This window comes from Amycolatopsis sp. NPDC051371, from assembly GCF_040682155.1.
In the GTDB taxonomy this organism is placed as follows: domain Bacteria; phylum Actinomycetota; class Actinomycetes; order Mycobacteriales; family Pseudonocardiaceae; genus Amycolatopsis.
The window spans coordinates 44,109-65,504 of record NZ_JBFBAG010000045.1 but is presented as its reverse complement, the minus strand read 5'-3'; the positions used below and the strand labels follow the sequence as shown (position 1 = coordinate 65,504).

Annotated in this window: 22 protein-coding genes; 7 read left to right on the top strand and 15 right to left on the bottom strand. The window is 72.3% G+C overall.

Annotated elements, in window-relative coordinates; translation table 11 throughout:
* Positions 1-56: 56 nt before the first annotated feature.
* Positions 57-248 (top strand): hypothetical protein, encoded by a 192-nt coding sequence (locus AB0M59_RS40930; protein WP_364626645.1) that lies wholly within the window; start codon positions 57-59, stop codon positions 246-248.
* Here AB0M59_RS40930 and AB0M59_RS40925 read toward each other — a convergent pair.
* A complete protein-coding gene (locus AB0M59_RS40925; RefSeq protein ID WP_364626642.1) occupies positions 178-1,254 on the bottom strand; it encodes an MFS transporter in 1,077 nt (358 codons plus the stop codon). The genes AB0M59_RS40930 and AB0M59_RS40925 overlap by 71 nt on opposite strands.
* A gap of 191 nt (positions 1,255-1,445) precedes the next feature.
* Between AB0M59_RS40925 and AB0M59_RS40920 the strand changes: the two genes are divergently transcribed.
* Positions 1,446-1,928, top strand: coding sequence for a hypothetical protein (locus tag AB0M59_RS40920; RefSeq protein ID WP_364626640.1), 483 nt, complete (start codon positions 1,446-1,448; stop codon positions 1,926-1,928).
* A 60-nt stretch (positions 1,929-1,988) separates the two neighbouring features.
* Here the strand turns inward: AB0M59_RS40920 and AB0M59_RS40915 are convergent, their stop codons facing one another.
* The 8 genes from AB0M59_RS40915 to AB0M59_RS40880 all read right to left on the bottom strand — a co-directional run bounded on the left by AB0M59_RS40915 (position 1,989) and on the right by AB0M59_RS40880 (position 9,596).
* Complete coding sequence (locus AB0M59_RS40915) at positions 1,989-2,939, bottom strand: helix-turn-helix domain-containing protein (protein WP_364626637.1); 951 nt, start codon at positions 2,937-2,939, stop codon at positions 1,989-1,991.
* A gap of 21 nt (positions 2,940-2,960) precedes the next feature.
* The gene (locus AB0M59_RS40910; protein WP_364626634.1) at positions 2,961-3,527 is read right to left on the bottom strand and encodes a TetR/AcrR family transcriptional regulator; all 567 of its coding nucleotides are present in this window, start codon (positions 3,525-3,527) and stop codon (positions 2,961-2,963) included.
* 61 nt (positions 3,528-3,588) lie between these two features.
* Positions 3,589-4,902 carry an ABC transporter substrate-binding protein gene (locus AB0M59_RS40905; protein WP_364626631.1) on the bottom strand — a complete coding sequence of 438 codons (1,314 nt, stop codon included), beginning with the start codon at positions 4,900-4,902 and terminating at the stop codon, positions 3,589-3,591.
* Positions 4,889-5,959: a branched-chain amino acid ABC transporter permease gene (locus AB0M59_RS40900; RefSeq protein ID WP_364626629.1), complete on the bottom strand. Its 1,071-nt coding sequence runs from the start codon at positions 5,957-5,959 to the stop codon at positions 4,889-4,891. Before AB0M59_RS40900 ends, AB0M59_RS40905 begins: the two co-directional genes overlap by 14 nt.
* Positions 5,956-6,807, bottom strand: a complete 852-nt coding sequence (locus AB0M59_RS40895) for a branched-chain amino acid ABC transporter permease (protein ID WP_364626626.1) — start codon at positions 6,805-6,807, stop codon at positions 5,956-5,958. Before AB0M59_RS40895 ends, AB0M59_RS40900 begins: the two co-directional genes overlap by 4 nt.
* Before the next feature lie 31 nt (positions 6,808-6,838).
* Positions 6,839-7,546, bottom strand: a complete 708-nt coding sequence (locus AB0M59_RS40890) for an ABC transporter ATP-binding protein (RefSeq protein ID WP_364626623.1) — start codon at positions 7,544-7,546, stop codon at positions 6,839-6,841.
* On the bottom strand, positions 7,539-8,345 hold the full coding sequence (locus AB0M59_RS40885; RefSeq protein ID WP_364626620.1) for an ABC transporter ATP-binding protein: 807 nt from the start codon (positions 8,343-8,345) through the stop codon (positions 7,539-7,541). Before AB0M59_RS40885 ends, AB0M59_RS40890 begins: the two co-directional genes overlap by 8 nt.
* Before the next feature lie 276 nt (positions 8,346-8,621).
* Complete coding sequence (locus AB0M59_RS40880) at positions 8,622-9,596, bottom strand: ABC transporter substrate-binding protein (protein ID WP_364626618.1); 975 nt, start codon at positions 9,594-9,596, stop codon at positions 8,622-8,624.
* A gap of 353 nt (positions 9,597-9,949) precedes the next feature.
* On the opposite strand from AB0M59_RS40880, the gene AB0M59_RS40875 reads away from it, so the two are divergent.
* Positions 9,950-10,861, top strand: a complete 912-nt coding sequence (locus AB0M59_RS40875; protein WP_364626615.1) for a kelch repeat-containing protein — start codon at positions 9,950-9,952, stop codon at positions 10,859-10,861.
* 4 nt (positions 10,862-10,865) lie between these two features.
* On the opposite strand, the gene AB0M59_RS40870 is transcribed toward AB0M59_RS40875, so the two are convergent.
* From AB0M59_RS40870 to AB0M59_RS40860, 3 genes are all read right to left on the bottom strand, one after another.
* Positions 10,866-11,129, bottom strand: coding sequence for a hypothetical protein (locus AB0M59_RS40870; protein WP_364626613.1), 264 nt, complete (start codon positions 11,127-11,129; stop codon positions 10,866-10,868).
* A gap of 11 nt (positions 11,130-11,140) precedes the next feature.
* A complete protein-coding gene (locus tag AB0M59_RS40865) occupies positions 11,141-11,470 on the bottom strand; it encodes a hypothetical protein (RefSeq protein WP_364626610.1) in 330 nt (109 codons plus the stop codon).
* A 123-nt stretch (positions 11,471-11,593) separates the two neighbouring features.
* The gene (locus tag AB0M59_RS40860; protein WP_364626608.1) at positions 11,594-12,970 is read right to left on the bottom strand and encodes a serine hydrolase domain-containing protein; all 1,377 of its coding nucleotides are present in this window, start codon (positions 12,968-12,970) and stop codon (positions 11,594-11,596) included.
* A gap of 118 nt (positions 12,971-13,088) precedes the next feature.
* Here AB0M59_RS40860 and AB0M59_RS40855 point away from each other — a divergent pair, with 118 nt between their 5' ends.
* Positions 13,089-13,808 (top strand): TetR/AcrR family transcriptional regulator, encoded by a 720-nt coding sequence (locus AB0M59_RS40855; RefSeq protein ID WP_364626605.1) that lies wholly within the window; start codon positions 13,089-13,091, stop codon positions 13,806-13,808.
* A 367-nt stretch (positions 13,809-14,175) separates the two neighbouring features.
* Here the strand turns inward: AB0M59_RS40855 and AB0M59_RS40850 are convergent, their stop codons facing one another.
* Entirely contained in the window at positions 14,176-15,228 is a 1,053-nt protein-coding gene (locus tag AB0M59_RS40850) for an MFS transporter (RefSeq protein WP_364626602.1), read from the bottom strand.
* A gap of 210 nt (positions 15,229-15,438) precedes the next feature.
* Entirely contained in the window at positions 15,439-16,419 is a 981-nt protein-coding gene (locus tag AB0M59_RS40845) for a methyltransferase (RefSeq protein WP_364626599.1), read from the bottom strand.
* A gap of 137 nt (positions 16,420-16,556) precedes the next feature.
* On the opposite strand from AB0M59_RS40845, the gene AB0M59_RS40840 reads away from it, so the two are divergent.
* Positions 16,557-16,730 carry a hypothetical protein gene (locus AB0M59_RS40840; protein ID WP_364626596.1) on the top strand — a complete coding sequence of 58 codons (174 nt, stop codon included), beginning with the start codon at positions 16,557-16,559 and terminating at the stop codon, positions 16,728-16,730.
* Here the strand turns inward: AB0M59_RS40840 and AB0M59_RS40835 are convergent.
* Entirely contained in the window at positions 16,679-17,293 is a 615-nt protein-coding gene (locus AB0M59_RS40835) for a thioesterase domain-containing protein (RefSeq protein WP_364626593.1), read from the bottom strand. The genes AB0M59_RS40840 and AB0M59_RS40835 overlap by 52 nt on opposite strands.
* A gap of 85 nt (positions 17,294-17,378) precedes the next feature.
* On the opposite strand from AB0M59_RS40835, the gene AB0M59_RS40830 reads away from it, so the two are divergent.
* Both AB0M59_RS40830 and AB0M59_RS40825 read left to right on the top strand, forming a co-directional pair.
* Complete coding sequence (locus AB0M59_RS40830; RefSeq protein ID WP_364626591.1) at positions 17,379-20,462, top strand: BTAD domain-containing putative transcriptional regulator; 3,084 nt, start codon at positions 17,379-17,381, stop codon at positions 20,460-20,462.
* Between the two features lie 111 nt (positions 20,463-20,573).
* Entirely contained in the window at positions 20,574-21,341 is a 768-nt protein-coding gene (locus tag AB0M59_RS40825; RefSeq protein WP_364626588.1) for a GntR family transcriptional regulator, read from the top strand.
* Positions 21,342-21,396: the final 55 nt, after the last annotated feature.

The following is a 21,396-nucleotide window of genomic DNA, read 5'->3' as shown; positions in this document are numbered from 1 at the left end:
GGATCCGGGTGCGCACGGCATCGATCCGGCGGCGCCGCGTTCGTAGTGTTCCCGGCATGAACAACGACATCGCACCCACCCGCACCGCAGCCGCCCCGGTCCTTTGGGCGGTCCTCATCGTCAGCGCCGCGGTCAACGCCGTGGGCTCCTTCACCGGACTGGCCGACCCGTTCCGGATCACCGCCGGCGCGATCGCGACGGTCGCCCTGGTCCTGCTGGTCGTCCACTACGTCCGGCGACGGCGCTGACCAGGGCCACCGCGACCAGGGCCGCGGCCACCCGGAACGGGTTCATCGCGCCGGCGAGCACCGGGCCCGCCGTCGCGCCGACGTTGAGCGCCGCGGTGGCGTACGACCCCGCCATCGTGGGCGCGCCGGTGGCCTGGCGCAGGATCCGTGTGATCAGCGTGCCGCCCACCGCGAAGGACAACGCGCCCTGCGTGAAGACGAGGAAGACGAGCGCCCCGGGGACCAGGGCCAGCACGATCCAGCCGGTGAGCAGCAGCGAACCACCGATCGCGACGACGTGGCCGGGCCACCGGTCCGCGAGCCGGCCCGCCGCGGTGATGCCGGCGAAGCACCCGAAGCCGAACGCGGCGAGCACGACCGGCACCGGCGCGACGCCCGCGGCGACCGGTGCCAGGTAGGTGAAGACGCCGAAGGTCGCGGCGTTCACGAGCGCGGCGAGCAGGAGCGCACCGGCCAGGTGACGGAGTTCCCGGAGTTCGGCCCGCAGGTCGGTCACGCCGCCGGCCGGGGTGTCGGCGACGCGCGACACCGCGGCGAAGGCGGGCAGGCACAGCAGCGCGACGACCCAGAAGGCCGCGCGCCAGCCGAAAGCGGCGTCGAGGAGAGCCCCGCCGGGGATGCCGGCGACGCACGCCAGCGTCGTCCCGCCGAGGAGGACGGCGAGCGCGCGGCCGGTGCGGTCCGGCGGCACGAGCCCGGCCGCCGCGGTCAGGGCGACGGCGAGGAACCCGGCGTAGGCGACGGCCGCGACCACCCGCGTCGCGAGCAGGACGGCGAAGGACGTCGTCAGCCCACCGGCGATGTGCGCGGCGATGAAGAGGACCAAGAAGGCGCGCAGCGCAGTGCGTCGTCGCCAGGTTCGCGAGAGCGCGGCCATCAGTGGCGCGCCCACGACCATCCCGGCGGCGAAGGCGGCGGTCAGGTAGCCGGCCCGCGCGAGGGAGACGTCGAGCGTTTGCGCGATACCGGGGACGAGCCCGGCGAGCATGAATTCGGACGTGCCCATGCGAACACGCCCAGGGCGAGGAAGTACAGAGACACGAGAAGCTCCAGGGATCACGAAGTCGGCTGGCGATTCGTGGTCTCCCGGGGGCCCGGAGGCGAGCGGAAGTTACCGGGCTGCCGGGAAGACCGACAGCCCGGCCCTGGACGCTTCGGGGCTCGACATGGACCCGACCTTACCGGCTACGGTGAGCTGTGGAGGAACTCGAGGAAACGGTCGCGCTCCTGGACCTGTGCCTGGAACCGATCGCGAAGCGCCCGGTCGACCTTTCCGACCCGGCGTGGGCGGAGAAACTGCGTACCTCCGAGCCACTGGACGAAGCCGGCGTCCGGGCCGAAACCGAGGAAGCGCTGCGGGCGTTGCTCGACCGCTACGAGCACGGAGACGACGAGACGCGAGCCGCCGTCCGCGCGGTGTTCGACCGCCACTCGTCGTTCTGCTGGGCCGCCCACCTCCCGGGAGCCGATTTCCGCACCCGGCTCCTGCACCTTTCGGCCCGCGACCACGGCCGCGACACCCGCGACGAAATCCTGACCCTGAACGCGATCCACGCCGAGGCGCGTGCGGCGGGGGTGGACATCGGGCCGCTGCTGCGCGAAGTCGCGGAGCTGTCGAGCACGGTGGACAAGTACGGCATGGGCTCGATGCGGGATTTGCTGCTGCGCGCAGCCGGGTAGGTCAGGGCCGGGGTGTCATGAACGACTCGTTCAGGTCGTCCGGCGCGGTGAACGACCCTTTCATGACATCGCCGCGCCCCGGAAACTCGCCCGGTAGGCCTGCGGACTCGTCCCCACCACCCGCTTGAACCGCTCCCGGAACGCCCCCGGCGACCCGAACCCCACCAGACCCGCGATCCGGTCCACCGGCTCGCCCGTCGCCTCGAGAAGGTGCTGCGCCCGGCGCACCCGGGCCCGCAGCAGCCACTGCAACGGCGTCGTCCCCGTCTGCTCGCGGAAGCGGCGGTTCAACGTCCGGGTGCTCATCCCCACCTGCGCCGCGACGCCGGACAGCGTCAGCTCAGCGGCGCAGTTCTCCTCCATCCACGCCAGCACCGGCTCCAGCTCGGACCCGCGCGGCGTCGGCGGGGTGTCGTGCGCGATGAACTGGGCCTGGCCGCCCTCGCGCTCCAACGGCATCACCGACAGCCGGGCCGCGTCGGCCGCCACCGCCGAACCGTGGTCGCGGCGGATCAGGTGCAGGCACAGGTCGAGCCCGGCCGCCGCGCCCGCCGAACTCAGCAGCTGCCCGTTGTCGACGTACAGCACGTCCGGGTCGACGTCGACCGCCGGGTACAGCCGGGCCAGCTCCGGCGCGGCCGCCCAGTGGGTCGTCGCGCGGAGGCCGTCCAGCAGACCCGTCTCGGCCAGCACGAACGCCCCCGAGCAGATCGACGCGATCCGCGTGCCCCGCGCCGCCGCGTCCCGCAACGCCGCGATCACCGCGGGCGGCAGCGGCGGGTTCGAAGCCCGGCCCGGCACGATGATCGTGTCCGCGTCCGACAGGCCACGCAGGTCCCACGGCGGCCGCAACGTGAACATCCCCGCGTCCAGCTCGGGTTCGGGGCCGCAGATCCGGACCTCGTAGGCCGGGCGCCCGCCCGGCAGGAGGGTCCGCGAGAAGACCTCGATGGGCGTCGCCAGGTCGAACGGGACGACCTGGTCCAGCGCGAGGACCGCCACGATGTGCATGCCCTCAGGATAGAGCGTCCACTAAGGACGGAGGCTGCGCAGCATCAGGTTCGCGAAGTGCTCCCCGACCTGCTCGCCCGACAGTGAGCCGTCCGCGTGGTACCACATGCCGAGGCGGTGGATGGCGCCGTAGTGGTAGTTCATCACCAGGTCGGCGGGCACGTCGTCGCGGAAGACACCCGCGCGCTGGCCTTCGGAGACCAGGTCCCGCACGCGCTCGTGGTAGGTGCGCCGCTCGGCCCGCACCTGAACCTGCTTGGACTTCTCCAGCAGCGGGAACGACTGGAAGAACACCGTCGCCGCGTCGAGGTCGGCGATGCTCGTGACGACGACGTCGGCGATGATCGCGTGCAGCCGTTCCGGCAGCGGCAGGTCCGACTCGGCGATCGTCACCATCCGGCGCGTCTGCATCCGCAGCATCGCCGTGTAGATCTCGAAGAGCAGGTCGTCCTTGGACTCGAAGTAGTGGTACAGCCCACCTTTGGTGACGCCGGCCTCTTCGACGATCTCGCGGACCGTCGTGGCCTCGAACCCCTTCTCGGCGAACAGGCGGACCGCCGCCCGCACGACCTTCTCCCGCACGTTCATCTCGCCACCCTATGTGAGCGGGCGGGCCGGTCCGCACGGCGCTGCGGACCGGCCCGATCCATCACTTGCCCAGCAGGTTCACCTGCTCCGGAGTGGCGCGTTCACCGGTGTACGGCGTGATCGCCCCGGTGCTCCGGTCGGTGACCGACGGTGGCTGGATCACCGTCGTCGTGGTGTCCGGGTTGATCTTGAACACGTACGCCCCGGTGTAGCCGGAGTGCGAGTCCTTCGAGAACCCGAACGGCGTGAGACCCGGGCCCTTCAACGCCCCCGAGCTCATCGCCTCGACGATCTTCTGCCGCGTGGGGTCCGGCCCGGCGGCCTTCAGCGCCTGGCCGAACGTGTACGCCTGCACCATCCCGTAGAACAGCGTGTTGGTGAACGCCTCCTTCGGGATGTACTTGTCGTGGATGCCCTTGAAGTAGGCGACCCACGGGTCGGACGTCTGCGCGACGTCGGGCAGGTAGCCGGTGCCGATCAGCCCGGACAGCAGCTGCGCGCTCGAAACGCTCGCCCCGCCGCGCTTGGCGAAGTCCTGCAGCAGCCCGGACAGCGTCGCCGGGTCCGCGCCGATGCTGCTGACGACGAACTGCGGCTTGTAGCCGATCTTCGCCGCGGCCAGTATCGACAGCGCGGTGAACGCCGGGATGCACTCGCAGACGACGATCTCGGCGCCCGCCGCCTTGAGCGCGGACAGCTGCGGCGTGACGTCGGTGTTGGCGCTGTCGTAGCCCTGCCGCGCGACGGTCTGGTCCTTGACGAACTGGTCGAGCCCGGCCTGGGTGTCGCGGCCGACGTCGTCGTTCTGCGTGAAGTACCCGATCTTCTTGCCGGCGAAGGTGTCCTTGATGTACTTGCCCTGGATCTTGCCCTCGCGGGTGTAGTCCACCTGGTAGCCGAAGGTCATCGGCGCCTTCTGCGGGTTGTCCCACGCCAGCGCGCCGGAGGAGACCAGCAGGTCCGGCACGCCTTCGGTGTTCAGGTAGTCGACGACCTTCGAGTGCGTCGGCGTCCCGAGACCCCCGACGATCGCGAACACCTTGTCCTGCAGGACGAGCTTCTTCACGACCTCGACGGTCTTCGTCGGGTTGTAGCCGTCGTCCTCGACCTTGTAGTCGATCTTGCGGCCGTTGATCCCGCCGCCGTCGTTGATCGACTGGTACACCGCGCGGGCGCCGACGGAGATCTTGCTGTACCCGGGCGCGGCCGGCCCGGTCAGCGGCTGGTGGCTGCCGATCACGACGGAGTCCTTCGTGACGCCGACGGCCGAGTCGGCGGCCTGCTGGCCGCCGCCGTCGCTCTCCCCCGCACCTCCGCACGCGGTCAGCGTCAAGGCGAGGGCGAGGAAACCCGCGCCGTACCTAGTGGTTCTCATGGTTCTCCTTCTTTTCGGCGGGTCGGCGGAGAAGTCCACGCAGCCGTTGGAAACCACCCTGGATGCCGCGGGGGAAGGCGAGCACGACGACGATGAGGATCACGCCGTACACCGCGAGCGGGAGGTTGTTGGCCACGTCGGTGTTCAGGTGCAGGACGTCGGCGAGGTCCTCGGACCAGGCCTGGAAGTAGACGAGCGCGACCGCGCCCCACAGCGCGCCCCACAGGGAGCCCAGCCCGCCCAGCACCACGGCCGCCAGCAGGCTCAGCGACAGCGCGGGCGTGAACGAGCCGGGTGCGGCGGTGCCGAGCAGGAACGCCTGCAGGCCACCGGCCAGACCGCCGCACACCGCGCTGATCAGGAACGCGAGGATCTTCGTGCGACCGACGGCGATCCCGCTCAGCGACGCGGCGACCTCGTCGTCGCGGACCGCGCGGAAGTCGCGCCCGAGCCGGCCGCGCACGACGTTGACCACCAGCACCAGCGCGATCAGCACGCTCAGCCAGACGATCCAGGTCTGCCAGCGCAGTTCGGGGACGGCTACCCCGGACGGTCTGCTGTGGACGGTGAAGCTGAGTCCGTTGCTGCCGCCCAGGAAGTCCTGGAACCGGCGGGTCAGCGCGGGCAGGCCGACGGCCAGCGCGAGCGTCGCCCCGGCGAGGTACGGGCCGCGCAACCGGGCCGCGGCGGCCCCGGCCAGCAGCCCGGCGAGTCCGCCCGCGACCGACGCGAGCAGCAGGTCGGCCCACAGCGGGAACGACGGCACCCGGCGCACCAGCAGCGCCACCGTGTACGCGCCGATGAACATGAACGCGCCGTGGCCCAGCGAAACCTGCCCGGTGAGGCCGGTCAGCAGGGTCAGCCCGGCGACCGCGATCAGGTAGTAGCCGATCGTCGCGATCCGCAGGTTGGTGAACTCGTCGGTGACCAGGGTCAGCAGGACGATGACGGCGAAGGCGGCCAGCCCGGCCAGGGCGTGGAGCAGCAGCGGCGGCAGTGTCCGCTTCTTCGTCGCCGTTTTCACCGGCGTTTCCGGAAGACTCGTGCGCACGGTCATACCCGCCTCACCTTCGCGCGGCCGAACAACCCGCTGGGACGCACGATCAGCACGACGACGAGGATCGCCAGCGCGGCGATCGTCACCATCTCCGGACCCAGGTAGCCGGACACGTAGGACAGCCCGACGCCGAGGACGAACCCGCCGGCGATCGTGCCCAAGGGGTTGTCCAGGCCGCCGAGCACCGCGGCGGTGAGGGCGTAGACGAAGACGCCGTCCAGCACGTTCGGAAAGAGGAACGGCGGGGTGGCGAGCAGCCCGGCCAGCGAGCCGACCGCCGCCGCCAGGCCCCAGCCGACGGTGAGCATCAGCCCGACCCGCACGCCGAGCGTCCGAGCCACCTCCGGGGCGAACGCGGCGGCCCGCATCCGCAGGCCCAGCGGCGTGTACTTGAACACCACCAGCACGAGCGCGGCGATCACGAGCACCACCAGCACCACGAACAGGTCGTTGGCGGAGAACCGGCCGACGAAGTCGAAGGCGTACGGGAACGCCAGCGGCTCGTTGGACCAGATCATGCCCGCGATCGCCTGCAGCACCAGGAGAAGCCCGAGGGTGACGATGATCGAGCTCAGCTCGGAGCGGTGCCGCAGCGGCCGGATCAGCAGCCGTTCGGTGGCGACGCCCAGCAGCGTCCCGGCCACGATCGCGACGGCGAAACCGAGCCAGTAGCTGCCCGTCGCCTTCGTCACCGAGTACGCGAGGTACGTCGAGATCAGGGCGAGCGCGGGCTGCGCGAAGTTCACCACCCGGGTGGCCCGGTAGATGATGACCAGCGCGAGCCCGAGCGCCGCGTAGACCGCGCCGGCGGAGATCCCGCCGAGGGTCAGGTCGAGGAATTCCTGCATACCGGACCGTTCACCTCCATGATTACGGTCTTCAGAAGCCGAGGTAGGCGTGGCGGAGACCGTCGTCGGCCAGCAGCTCCGCGGCGGTGTCGACCGCCACCACGCTGCCGAGCGCGAGGACGTAACCGTTGTCCGCGATGGACAGCGCGCTGTGCGCGTTCTGCTCGACGAGCACCACGGTGAGCCCGGTCGAGGTCCGCAGGTCCCGCAGGATGCCCATGATCCGGGCGGTGATCAGCGGCGCGAGGCCGAGCGACGGCTCGTCCAGCAGCAGCAGTTCCGGCCGGCTCATCAGGGCGCGGCCGATGGCGAGCATCTGCCGCTCGCCGCCGGACAGCGTCGCGGCGGGTTTCGCCGAACGTTCTTCCAGCGGCGGGAAGAGCTCGTACATCTCCTTGCGCGCGGCCTCGCGGTCGGCGCGGTCGCGGCGCCACAGCGCGCCCAGCCGGAGGTTCTCGTCGACGGTCAGCTCGGTGATCACCCCACCGCCTTCGGGCACGTGCGCGACCCCGCCGCGGGCGATGCGGTCGGGCGCCCGGCCGGTGAGTTCCTTGCCGTCCCAGGTGATCCGGCCGCCGCGGGCCGGTTGCAGGCCGCTGATCGTGCGCAGCAGCGTCGTCTTGCCGGCACCGTTCGCGCCGAGCACGGCGGTGATCCCGCCGCGTTCGACCTCCAGGCCGACGCCGTCGAGCGCGCGGACGGCGCCGTAGGCCACGGACAGCTCGTCGATCTCAAGCACCGGGCGCCTCCTCGGCGGGGTCGCCGAGGTAGGCCTCGGTGACGCGGGGGTCGGCCTGGATCTCGGCCGGGGCGCCCGCCGCGATCACCTCGCCGAAGTTGAGCACCACGACGCGATCGCAGACCTGCATGACGAGGTCCATGTGGTGCTCGACGAGCACGACCGCCATGTGCCGCCGCAGCGAGAGGATCAACGTCGAGAGCTCGACGAGCTCGGCGGCCGAGAGCCCACTGGCGGGTTCGTCGAGCAGCAGGAGGTCGGGCTCGGCCACCAGCGCCCGGGCGAGGGCGACGCGTTTTCGCACGCCGTAAGGCAGAACGCCGGGCAGCCGGTCGGCGAGGTCGGCGATCCCGAGCTCGCCGAGCGTCTCGCGCGCCCGGTGCGCGAGACCGTCTTCGTCACGCGCCGAACGCCCGGCGCCGACGAGCGCGGGGAGCAGGCCCGTCTTGGCGTGCCGGCCCGCCCCGGCCATCACGTTTTCCAGGACGGTCAGCCCGGCGAAGAGGCCGAGGCCCTGCAGGGTGCGGACGATCCCGAGACCGGCGAGGTGTTCGGGACGCTGCCGGACCAGGGGTTCACCGCGCCACAGCACCCGGCCGGACTGGGGCCGGACGAAGCCGCAGATGACGTTGAACAGCGTGGTCTTCCCGGCGCCGTTGGGCCCGATGACCCCGACGACGGTGCCGGCGTCGACGCTCATCCGGACGTCGTTGAGCGCGGTGAGCCCGCCGAACCGCACGGTGAGGCCGTCGACCACGAGCAGGTCCTCACCGGGCAGAGCTTCATCAAGAAGTGTCATCGTCGACTCTCCCGTCTCTCCCGTCCCACCATGTGGACCAGGCCGTACCGCGCGGTCGGTATGAAGAGGGTGGGGCGCGGCGCCGGTCGTGTCAAGGTGCGAACCACCGGAAACCGGATCTTCGTGACCGGTCCGTGAATTTCGCGAAACCCGCACGCCAGGGGAATGGTCACCGACGCGCTGAAGGGCACCTTCGTCTCATCTCACGCAGCGAAGGGGCCTTTCCTCGCACCAGATGCGAGGAAAGGCCCCTTCAGCCCCAGCGGTCGTCCCGCGTCAGCCCGTGCTGGCCTGCGGCGCGATCATCGAGGAAGCGTCGAGCTTCGTCTGGACGACGCCCAGCTGCTGCAACAGGTCCGGCACCCGCTGGATGCGGCGAGCGTCCAGGGTGGACCCGAACGCGGGCATCACCATCAGGCTCGCGATGTCCTGGTCCACTTTGGCGTTGCGGACGACGAGCGGTTCGATCCGCGCGCGGTCGACCGCGGCGCGCGTGGCGTTGAGCATCGCGCGCTGGAACGCGAGCATCGTCTTCGGGTGGGCCTGGACCCACTTCGCCGTCGCGCCGAAGCCGGTGAGCGGGAAGGACTGCGTGCTGCCGCTGGCGGCGTCGATGACCGGGTACGCGCCGGCGACCTTGGCCGACTGGGTGAGGAACGGTTCCGGCTGGTAGGCGGCGTCGATGCGCCCCTGCGCCAGCGCGGTCCCCATGTCCGGCAACGGCATCGGCACCCACTGCACCTTGTCGAAGCCGACCCCGTGGTCGCGCAGCACCGACCGGGTCAGCACGTCCGAGGCGGCGTTCTTCGAGCTGATGGCGATCCGCTTGCCGTTCAGGTCGGTCACCGTCTTGACCGGCGAGTTCGGCACGGTGACCAGCTCGTTGCTGCGCGGGCTCGCCGAGGTGGCGTCCGCGATCAGCTTCAGGTCGGCGCCGTTGTTCTTCGCCAGGAAGAACAGGGTGTAGGTGGACAGCGCGAGGTCGTCCTGGCCGTTCGTCATCCGGGTCAGCGCCTCCTGGCCGCTGGCCCCGGCGTCGGCCTGCACGTCGAGCCCTTCGACCTTGAAGTAGCCGCCTTCCTGCGCCAGCCAGAAGGTGGCGAGGTCGACGGCGGAGAAGATCGCGACCCGGATCGCCGGCTTTTCGACGGCGCCGCCGGATCCGGACCCGCCGCGCTGGCTGCACGCGCTCACCAGCGCGAGGACGAGCGCGAGCACGGCGAACCGGCGGGTCGAGGCGCGTTTGGGCATGCCACTCCTCGCAGAAGAATCTACAAACCACGGAAATCCGGCTCGTTCAGCCGCGATGCGCCGGACTGTAGATGACGATTTCCGCGTCCGCAAATATCGATTCGGGAAAGCCTGAACGCTGTTCAAACGGGTAATCCACTGACCGCGCGGTGATCACCAGGGGAAACAAACCCACGAGACGCCGGTACACAGCGTGATCAACCTACGCCATTCAGCCGAGCGCACTACAGCGGATGACCCATCGGGAAAGGCATCGCCCGCGGGCCGTGGGTGGCGAAAAACCGATTTCGGCCGGAGCAGTAACAAACAGATCGTCTTCGGAGACTCTGGCGGAGCGGAATGGAGGGGTGACGATGAACGTGTCGTGGAAGTACCGGCCGCCGATGCTGTCGCCCAGGTTCGCCCACGAGGTGGCGACCGTGGGGGACGACGTCTTCGTGCTCGGCGGCACCGACGGGAACGTGGGCTTCGGCTCGGTGGAGACCCGCAAGCTCACGGGCAGCGGCGCCTGGCGCTACGTGAGCCCGATGCCGACCCCGCGCGGGAACCACGCGGCCGGGGTGGTCGGCGGGCTGGTCTACGCCGCCGCCGGGATCACCGCGGACGAGCGGACCACCGACGTCGTCGAGGTGTACGACCCGGCGGCCGACGAATGGCGGCCGAGCCCGCCGCTGCCCGTGCCGCTCGGCGCGGCCTCGGCGGCCGGACTGGGCGGAAAGCTCTACGTGGCAGGCGGTTTCGTCGGGGACAGCGATGTCGAGGAACACGCCACGGACGCGGTGTTCGTCTTCGACCCGGCCGGGCGGCACTGGGCGCCGGTGGCCCCGATGCTCACCCCGCGGGCCCGGTTCCGGCTCATCGCGACCGGCACGCACCTGTACGCGCTCGGCGGATTGCCCAGCCGGCAACAGAACGCGCTCGACTCGGTGGAGCGGTACTGCCCGGACACCGACCGCTGGGAGGCGGTCGCGCCGATGCGCAAGCGGCGCGGCGCACCCGGCGCGGCGCGGGTGGGTGACCGGATCGTGGTGGCCGGCGGCGGTCCCGCGCCGGTCGAGGACCCGACCGCCCGGGACCGCACGACCGAGGTCCTCGACGTCCGCACGGGGGAATGGGTGCTGCTGGGCACGCTGCTCCCGCACGGCCGGGCGTCGCTGGTCTGCGCGGCCACCCCGGCGCACCGGGTCCTCGCCATCGGCGGGAACGCCAACCTCTACGGCAGCCTGATCACGGTGCCGGACGTGCTTTCGCTCAAGCTCCCGTGAGCGGTCAGCAGAACCAGCCGGCCTGGATCCAGCCGCGCTGGTTCACGTGGCCCATCGCGTACCCCTCGGCCCAGTCGCCGCTGGGCGAGTACCGCGACAGCTCGAAGTGGTCGCCGCGGTAGAGGGTGCCGACGATGACGCCGGCCGGCTGCGTCCGGACGTAGAGGTCCTGGGCGCAGATCTCGTGCACGGTGCCGGCCGAAGCGGCGGGTGCGAAGGTGATGACGGCGGCGGTGGCGAGGGCCGCGGTCAGGATGGCGCGTTTCATCGGTTTCCCTTTCAGTTCAGGGCGAAGCAGTCGCGGAGCAGGAAGCCCCACTTGCTGGTGCCGTGCCAGAAGACGTCGGCCGAGTTGTGGTCCGAGGTGATGTAGCGGACGCCGATGTAGTTGCCCTGGACGAGCGTCGCGATCGGGTCGGAGTGGCCTTGCCCGGCGGTGTAGTTGCCGAAGAGGGTGGCCGTCTGGCAGGTGATGTGCGCCGCATGGGTCGGCACCCACGGGTCGCCGATGGTGCCGCTTCCACTTTGGACGGTCGCCTCGGCGGGGGCGACCGCCAGCCCGGCCGCGGCGGCGGCGAGGAGCGCGGCCGCACAGGTTCGCTTGATCATTTCGGTCCTTTCCGGACGGACGAAGTCGTCGTCGGGAAAGAACTACCGCGCGGTGCGGCAGGGCGGAAGTCCACGCCGTGACCGGGCGTGCACACTTCGGGTCCGGCTGAGCAGCGGCGCCGGTCAGGCGATCTTCGGCGCCGCGCGCATGCCGACGTAGACGCAGCCCGTGCCGTCCGCGAGCGTCGAGAACACGACCGGCATCCAGTCGTCGCTGAACGGGCCGTCGGCGCGGCCGGCGAACACCGTGTCCGACACGGCGACGAGGTCCGACTCGATCGGCGGCGCGAGGCCGGCCATGCCGTCCACGAACGCGTACCGCAGGTGCGGGACGCCGTCGCGGTCCGAGACGGTGATCTCGACGCCCTCCCGCCGGTAGGTGCCCGCCCGGTCGCCGGCCACGACCGGAAGCGGCTCCGCGGGCGGGCCGAACGGCTCCGGCATGCGGATGCCGGCCAGCTCGCCGAGCAGTTCGCGCAGGAGGTCGGAGTAGAGCCGGCGGGCGCCGCCGCCGTTGGTCAGCAGCACGACGGCCACGCCGGCGTCCGGGGCCACGCGCAGGAAGCCGTACTGGCCGATGGTCGCGCCGTCGTGGCCGAAGCCCGGGGTGCCGTTCCAGTCGTAGAGCGTCCAGCCGAGTCCCCAGCCGTCGGAGTCGACGGTCCACTTGTCGGGGCAGTCGGTCTCGCGGTGTTGCATCGCTTCGACGGTTTCCCGGCGCAGCAACCGGGTTCCGTCCGGCGCGGTGCCGCCGTCGAGGTGCATCCGGGCCAGCCGCAGGACGTCGGCGGCGGTGGCGCACAGGACGCCGCCGTACGGGCCGGCCGAGCGCGGCAGCGGATTCCAGACCGGCGCGGGGTCGGGATCTTCGCCCGCTTCGCCGAGGTGTCCCATCGCGGCGCGGAACCGCAGGACGTCTTCGGGGAGCGTCACGGTGTGCGTGAGGCCCAGGGGTGCGCAAAGCCGGTCTTGGAGGGCGGCGTCCCAGGTCTGGCCGGTGAGGACTTCGACGATCCGGCCGAGGACGTTGTAGCCGACGCTGCTGTAGGAGATGGCCGTCCCGGGTGGGCAGTCGAGCGGGACGGCCTCGGCGGCGTCGACGTAGGCGGCGAGGCAGTCGTCGCCGCGTCCGGTGTCGTGGGTGAAGTCGCAGGTGAGGCCGCTCGTGTGGGACAACAGCTGGCGGGCGGTGATGGTCTCCGACGCCTTCGGGTCGGCGACGGTGAAGCCGGGCAGCACGTCCCGGACCGGCGCGTCGAGGTCGAGCCGGCCCTCCTCCGCGAGCTGCAGGACGAGGGTCGCGGTGTGGACCTTGGTGATCGAGCCGACCTGGAAGACCGAGTCGGTCGTCACTTCGACGCCGGTGCCGCGGTGCAGCACGCCGGTGGCGAGTTCGTGGATCTCGCCACCGGTGAGCACGGCGAGGGCCGCGCCCGGGACGTGGTGGGCGGCGCGGAGCTCGTCGAACCGGCGCTGCCAGCGGTTCTGGTCGAAAGTCATGGATAGTTCGCCTCCTGCGTACAGTGTTCCCTTGTTGCGCACACTGTACGCACAGCCGTGCGACGTACGCAATGGGCGTACGACGTGCGCTAAGGTGGACGGGACGGAAGGAGGCCGGATGCCGGCCGAAGAGCAGCCCGCGCTGTCGGTGTGGACGCGCCCGCAGAGGCGCCGGGAGCAACCCGCGCTGAGCCGCGCGCAGATCGTGGCCGAGGCGCTGCGGCTGCTGGACACCGACGGCATCGAGGCGCTGAGCATGCGCAAGCTCGGCGCGCGGCTGGACGCGGGGGCGACGTCGCTGTACCGGCACGTGGCGAACAAGGACGAGCTGCTGGAGCTGGTCGTCGACGAGGTCTACGGCCAGATCGAGGTCCCGGACACGTGGGGGCGGACGTGGCGCCAGGCGGTGACGGCCTGCGCGGAGAGCGCGAGGGCGGTGCTGCTGCGGCACCCGTGGATCGCTTCGGTGCTGGGCCAGGTGGGCCTCGCGTACCTGGGGCCGAACGTGATGCGGCTGAACGAGCGGATGCTGACCCTGTTCGAGGCGGGGAAGTTCTCCCCCGCCGAAGCGGACCGGGCGCTCACCACGGTGATGGCGTACGTGATCGGCACGGCGACAACGGAGGCGGCGTGGCTGACGACGCTGTCCCGGAGCGGCCGGAGCGAGCAGGAGTGGGTGGACGGACTGCGTCCGGCCCTGATCGAGGCGACGAAGCCGTACCCGCGTTTGCACGCGTTGGCGACGGCGGACGGGGAAGAGCCGGGGAAATCCCGCGGCGACGGGTTCCGCTACGGACTCGAAAGGGTCCTCGACGGCCTGGAGACCCGCCTCGGCTGACGCTCACGTGCGGGCGCGGGGCCACGGCTTCCCAGACCCGGCCCCCAGTGGTGAAACCGAGAACCTCGCGGCGCCCACCCGGGCGAGCCCCCACCCCGCGAGGCCCATCCCAGCGAGCCCCCCACCTAGCGAGGCCCATCCCACCGAGCCCCCCACCTCACGAAGCCCATCCCAGCGAGCCCCCACCTCGCGAGGCCCACCTCGCAGGGCCCATCCGACCGAGCCCGCACCTCACGACGCTCATCTGAGCGAGCCCGCACCTCGCGGGACCCATCCAAGCGAGCCCGCACCTCGCGACGCCCATCTCAGCGAGCCCCCACCCCGCACGGCCCATCCGAGCGAACCCTGCAACCGGCGAGACCCGCCCCTACCCCGTCGCAGCCTTCGCCGGCGTAGCGAAGCGGCGCAGGCCCGGCGTCCCCGCTCCCACCAGCGCCACCGCCACCACGCACAGCACCCCGCCACTCACCAGCGCCGCCGTCCCCGACGCCACTCCCGCGACCAGCCCGGCCCGCATGTTCCCGAGATCCGGACCGGCCTGACCGACGATCTGCTCCGCCGCCGCGACCCGGCCGAGCAACGCGTCCGGGGTGTTGAGCTGCACCAGCGCCCCGCGCGACACGACCGAAACCGTGTCCGCCGCGCCCGCCAGGACCAGGCACCCGAGCCCCACCCACGGGTCCGGCACCACCCCGAACACCACCAGCGCCCCACCCCACGTCGCCGATCCGATCAGCATCACCAGACCCGGCCGCGGCAGCCGGGTGAACGTCCCCGAAAACACCGATGCCACCACTCCGCCCACCGCGATCGCCGACAGGAACAACCCCAGCGTCCGGGGGTCGCCGGCGAACTTCTCCGCGTTCACCAGCGGGAACAGGCTGATCGGCATCGACAGGACCGTCGCCGCCAGGTCCGTCAGCAGCGCTCCGCGGACCACCGGCGTGCGCACCAGGAACGCCAGCCCGTCCAGCACCCCGCGCAGCCCCGGCCGCGACGGCTCGCCGTCGGGGCGCATCGGCGGGAGGCCGAGGACGCCGTAGAACGCCATCGCGAACGTCAGCGCGTCGACCAGGTAGCAGCCGCCCACCCCGAACCGGCCCAGCAGCAGTCCGGCCAGCGCCGGGCCGAGCAGCATCGCGCCCTGGAACGCGATCCGGTTCAGCGCCAGCCCGGCCGGGAGCTGCTCCGGCGCCAGCAGCCGCGGGACGAACGTGCGCGCCGCCGGTCCGCCACCCGCGACGAAACAGGATTGCCCCGCCACCAGTCCCAACACCGCGAGCACCGGCACGTCGTCGAGAAACCCTTGCACCGCCAGGAAAACCGAGCAGGCGGCCTGTCCCGCGGTGGTCAGCAGCGCGAACTTCCGCCGGTCGACGCGGTCCACCAGCGACCCGGCGAACAGCCCGAACACGACCACCGGCAGGGCCTGGGCGAGCCCGACAGCCCCGGCCAGATCGTGCTCCGGGTCTGCTCCCAGACCTGGAACATCACGGCGACGAGCGTCATCTGCGCCCCGAAACCGGAGAAGACGCGGCCCAGCCAGAGCCTCCTGAAGGCCGGCGAAACGCGAAGCGGGGTCAGGTCGACGAAGGCGCTGGTCAACGACACCGCAAAACTATAACAGCGCTTATACGATTTTGAACTCCAGCAGTAAACGTCCGTCGCTGACGTCGCTCACCGCGTCGAGCACCAGTCCGTGGGCCGCCGCGAGGGCTTCGAACTCGGGCACCCGGCGTTCCCGGCCGCCGAAGATGACGAGCATGGCCAGGTCCATGTCGGTGCGGCCCCGCCGTCCGCCGACCGCCTCGACGACCAGCACCCGGCCGCCCGGACGAGCTGCCTCGACGCAGCGGGCCAGGATGCGACCGGCCTGCTCGTCGTCCCAGTCGTGCAGGATGTCGCACAGCAGGTAGGCGTCCGCGCCCGCCGGAAGCGGGTCGAAGAAGCTGCGCGCGACCACCGAAGCCCGGTTCTCGAGCCCCTGCGAAGCGAACGTCCGGGTGGCCGCGGCGACGTCGAGGTCGACCAGCCGGCCCCGCGTCCCGGGGTGGGCCGCCAGGATCGCGGCGAGCAGCGTGCCCGGGCCCCCGCCGACGTCGACGACCGTGGCGAAGCGACCCCAGTCGTAGCCGGCCGCGAGCTGCGGGACCTCGGCGCGCAACCGGTGCGTCATCTGCCGGTCGAACGACTCGCGCAGGGGCGGGTGCTCGGCGAGGTCGGCCCAGAAGTCCCGGCCGTACCGGCGGTCGTACCCGGCCCGGCCGGTGGTGACGCTGTGCAGCAGCTCGGCGAACGCCAGCTCGGCGCGCCCGCCCGCGGTGTCCAGGTTCAGCAGGACGGTGGTCAGGCTGTCGCCGCAGAGATGTTCGCCGTACTCGGTGGTCCGGTAGCCGCCGGCCGTGCGCTCGAAGAACCCCAGTGTCGCGAGGTGGCCCAGCAACAGGCCGAGCGGAACCGGCGCGACACCGGCATCCGCGGCGATTTCCTCGACGCCGGCGCCGTCGCCGCGGAGCCGGTCCGGCAAGCCGAGGGTCACCGCCACCCGCAACGCCATCGGTGTCGCCAGGCTCGCCATGCGCAGAATCGTGTTCGCGTCGTCACTCCCCATGACCGGACATGGTGTCAGCCGCCGAATTCCCTCCACAAGGGACGGTCGGTGACCGGATGACCACTGCGGGCGAAGGGAAGCGGTTTGGAAGCCGGTTCGGGCAAGATCGGCGGCATCTCGAACTGAGGAGTCGAACCATGAGAGCCCGTTTGCTCCAGGCCGTCATCGGCACGGCCTTCTCGGCCGTCCTGGTCTTCGCACCCGCCGCCCAGGCGGCCGAGAAGCCACCCCAGACCGGCCCGTCCATCGGCGTCGGTCCCTACATCGGTGACTCGCCCCGGCCCGGCACGGCCAGCGCCGAAACCAAGTAGCCCGCGCGCAGGACGGCGTCGCGCAGCAGCGCGCCGCTGTCGCGCTCCCGGGCCGGGGCGAGCACGAACCCCGCGTTGGTGTGCTCGCCCCAGCCCGTCATCACGTGCGGCTCGCCGATCCCGCGGATCGGGCACGGCAGCGGCGGTGCCACGGACACGTGCGCGTCGCTGACCAGCAGGCTGACGTCCGCGCGGGCCGCCTGCTCCGGCACCGCCCGCGCGGCCCGGTCCGGTGGCGCCTGGTGCGCCACGACGAGTGCCCGCGGGACCCCCAGTCCCGCGGCCACCCGCCGCTGCGCCAGCCGGTAGGCGACCAGCGCGCCCAGCCCCGCACCGAAGAGCACGTGCGGGCGGGCCAGCACCCCGGCCAGCTCCGCCGCGAGGGACTCGACGAGCAGCCACATGTCCCGGTACGGGTGCTCGTCCCGGCGCTCGCCCCGCCCGGGCAGCTCCACCACCTGCACCGAGATCCGCGGATCGCGCCACGCCCGATACCGGCCGGCTGCCTCCCCCGCGTCCGGGAAGCAGACGAACAGCAGTCGCTCGGGTTCGTCGGTGTCCACCCGCGGCCCCCTTTTCTCCTCGGCCGGGGATAGGGTCGATCACGGCACTTCCGTTCCGCTTCGGTCGGCCTTCTGGGGGCTCCACGTGCGCTACCGCCTGCTCGGGCCGGTCACGGTCCTCGGCGACGCGGGCGCCGTCCGGCCCGGTGGCCAGAAGCAGACGTCCGTGCTGGCCGCGCTCTTGCTGAACCCGAACCGGGTGGTCAGCGAAGACCGGCTCATCGACCTGACCTGGGGCGAGAACGCGCCGCCGAGCGTGCGCGGACGGCTGCAGGTGCACATCTCCGAGCTGCGCAAGCTCCTCGGCCGCGACGCCATCCTCCGGCGCGCGCCCGGCTACGTGATCGAGGTCGCTCCCGGTGAGCGGGACCTCGACGTGTTCGACGACGAGGTCGCGCAGGCCAGGGGCACGTCCGGCGCCGACGCCGTCCGGCACCTGCGGGCGGCGCTGGCGCTGTGGGACGGCACCCCGCTCGGCGGCGTCAGCGAGGCACTGGCCGAGCACGAGGGCCCGGCGCTGGCCGAACGCCGCCTCGTCGTGCTAGAGGAACTGTACGAGCAGGAACTGGCTTCGGGGCGCCACAGCGAGCTCGTCGGGGAGCTGCGCCGGCTCGTCGAGGAGCACCCGTTCCGGGAACGGCCGCGGGCCGCGCTGATGCTCGCGCTGCACCGCTGCGGCCGCACGCCGGAAGCCCTCGAGGCCTACGCGCGGGCGCACCAGCTGCTGGTCGACGAGCTCGGCATCGAACCCGGCCAGGCCCTGCAGGACCTGCGGATGCGGATCCTGCGCGGCGAAGGCGAACCGGCGCCGGCCACCGCCCCGGTCGTGCCGCGGCCGGCCGAGCTGCCGCTGGACGTCCGCGGGTTCACCGGCCGAACCCCGGAGCTGGCCGCGCTCGACGAGCCCGGCGACGTCTGGGTGATCACCGGCACCGCCGGCGTCGGCAAGACCGCGCTGGCCGTGCACTGGGCCCACACCGCGCGGGCGGCCTTCCCCGACGGCCAGCTGTACGTGAACCTGCGCGGCTTCGACGCCGACGACGAACCGCTGACCCCCGCCGCCGCGCTGGCCCAGCTGCTGCGCACCCTCGGCGTCGACCTGCGGGACGTGCCGCCGGGCATCGACGACCAGAGCAAGCTCTACCGCTCGCTGCTGGCCGACCGGCACGCGCTGGTGGTGCTGGACAACGCCCGTGACGCCGCCCAGGTGCTGCCGCTGCTGCCGTCGTCGGGCCGGGTGCTGGTCACCAGCCGCCACCGGCTCGACGAGCTGGTCGCGCGCGCGGGTGCGCGGTCGCTCGGCCTGACGCAGCTGCGGGAGGACGACTCGCGCGCGCTGCTGACGGCTCTGCTGGGCGAGCGGGTCGCCGCCGAACCCGAGGCGGCGGCCGAGCTGGCCCGCCTCTGCGGGCACCACCCCCTCGCCCTGCGGATCGCGGCGGCGAACACCGGGGTCGCGAGCCTCGGCGAGCTCGTCGAAGAGCTGCGCGGCGACCCGTTGGCCCAGCTCGGTTTCGACGGCGCCGAGGAAAGCGCCGTCGCGAAGGCGTTTTCGGTGTCCTACCAGGCGTTGCCGCCCGGGCTGCGGCACGCGTTCCGGCTGCTGGCGCTGGTGCCCGGCGCCGACTTCACGGCGATCGCCGCGGCGGCGCTGCTGGACGTGCCGGCCGAGGAGGCGAACCGGCGGCTGCGCGGGCTGGCCGCGGCGAACCTCCTGGAGGCGCACGCGCCCCGCCGCTACCGGTTCCACGACCTCGCCCGGCGCTACGCCGAGCGGTGCGTCCGTGCCGACGAAGACGAAGCCGCGCGCGAAAAGGCGTGGGAGCGGCTGTTCACCGGGTACTGCGCGGCCGCGGACGCCGCCGTCGCGCTGTTCGGCGCGCGGATCGTGACGCTCCCCCGCGAAGACGCCCCGGCGGCGCCGAGCCCGATCGCGTTCGCCGACGCCGCCGAAGCCGTGGCCTGGCTGGACGTCGAGGTGCCGAACCTGGCGGCGGCGCTGCGGCTGGCGGCGACGCGGGGGCCGTACCCCGCCGCGTGGTACCTCGCCGACGCGCTGCGGCGGTTCTTCCACGACCACGGGCGCCGCGCGGAATGGCTGGAGCTCGCGCCGATCGTGCTGCACGCGGCGCACGACCACGGCGCCCGGCCGGCCGAGGCGCTGGTGCACCTGTCGATCGGCGGCGCGTACTTCCGCGAAGGCCAGCACGAGGCGGGCATCCGGCACTCGGAGAAGGCGGTGCTGGCCAGCCGGGCGTGCGGCTGGCGCGAGTGCGAGGCGACGGCGGTCGCCAACCTGGGGTCGATGCTGGAGTGGACCGGCCGGCTGTCGGAGGCCGTCGAACACAGCCGGCGCGCGATCCAGCTGTTCCGCGAGCTGGCCAACTCCTCGGGCGAGGCGCTCGCGTTGAATTCGCTGAGCTGCCACTACCGGCAGCTGGGCCGGCTGGAGCAGGCCGAGGACTGCCTGTGCGAGGCGGTCGCGCTGTGCCGCCGGGAGGACCTGCGGTTCTGGGAGGCCGCGAACCTCGCCGACCTCGGCTGGGTGCTGCTGGAGACGGGCCGCTTCGAGGACGCGGCCGAAGCGGTGGAGGGCTCCCTGAGCGCCTTCCGCGGCCTCGGTTCGAGCTTCGGCGAGGCGACGGCGCTCACCGCGTTGAGCGCGTTGCAGGGCGCCCGCGGCGACCACGGCGCGGCGGCGCGAACGGCGGAAGTGGCCCTGGACCGCGTCCGCCGCGACGGCGATCGCCAGGTCGAAGCGGCGGCGTTGATCGCACTGGGCCGGGCGTCGGAGGCCGGCGGCGACCTGGCCTCGGCGGAGCGTGTGCTGAGCGAGGCCCGGGAGCTGGCCGTCGAGTCGGGTTTGCGGGGCCAGCTGGCGGAGGCTTCGGCGACGCTGGCGTGGGTCCTCGCGGCGGCCGGCCGGGTGCCGGAAGCGGGCGAGCACGCGCGAACGGCGTTGGACGCGGCGCGAGCGGGCGGTTACCGGCTTTTGGAGGCACAGGCACTGCTCGGTTTGGCGGCGGTCGAGGGCGCGGCCGGCCGTTCGATGCTGGCCGACGGGACGGCGCGCGAGGCCCGGGGGCTGTACCGGTCGGTGGGGCACGTGACCGGAGAAGCCCTGGCGGAGCGGTTTCTCGCGGACTTCGCCCGCCGCGCCACCGGATGACGCGGCCGAACCCCGTCCGGTCGCGGAAAAGCCCTGACCACGCGGGGTTTTCGCCGACCCGACCCGGCGCGCGGTGTTACCTCCGGCCCGCCCACGCGACATACTGAAGCCATGCCCCGTCCGAAACACGTCCCCGCGAGCGATCTCCGGCTCCCGGACGCGCTGCAGCCGGGGCGGCCCAAGGGCGAACAGCTCCGCGAGATCCTCGAAAGGGTCGCGACCGAGGCCGGCGCCGGGCGGCTGATGCCGTCCGAACGGTTCCTCGCCGAGCACTTCGGCGTCGCGCGCGGCACCGTGCGCCAGGAGATCAACCGCCTGGTCTCCGACGGCGTCCTCTACCGCCAGCACGGCACCGCGACGTTCACCGCCGAACGCCAGGCCGCGCACATCGACATGCTCACGTCGTTCACCGAGGACATGAAGGCCCGCGGTGTGCTCCCGAAGACGAAGGTGCTGCACGCCGAGGTCGAGCGCGCGATGCCGCGCCTGGCCGGCCGGCTCAACGTGCCCCCGGGCGCGCGGGTGTTCCGGCTGGAGCGCCTGCGTTACGTCGACGACGAGCCGTTCGCCGTCGAGCGCACGAACCTGTCCGTCGACCGGTTCCCCGACATCGAGCTGTTCGACTGGGAGACGCAGTCCCTGCACCGCACGCTCGAGGAGCGCTGGGGCGTGCACGCGGAGTGGAACGACACGGCGATCTCCGCGGTCCTGCCGGACAGCGGGGACGCCGCCCTGCTCGGCATCGAGCCGACCCAGCCGTGCCTGATCATCGAAGGCACGCTCCACGACCAGAGCGGCGGCGTCATCGAAGCGGGCCGCTCGCTCTACCGCGCCGACCGCTACACGGTCTTCACCCAGGCTCGGCGCAGCCCGGCCTGACCGGGCAACCCCCGGCGTCCCTTCCGCGTGTTCCCGGCACGGACGCCGGGGAGGA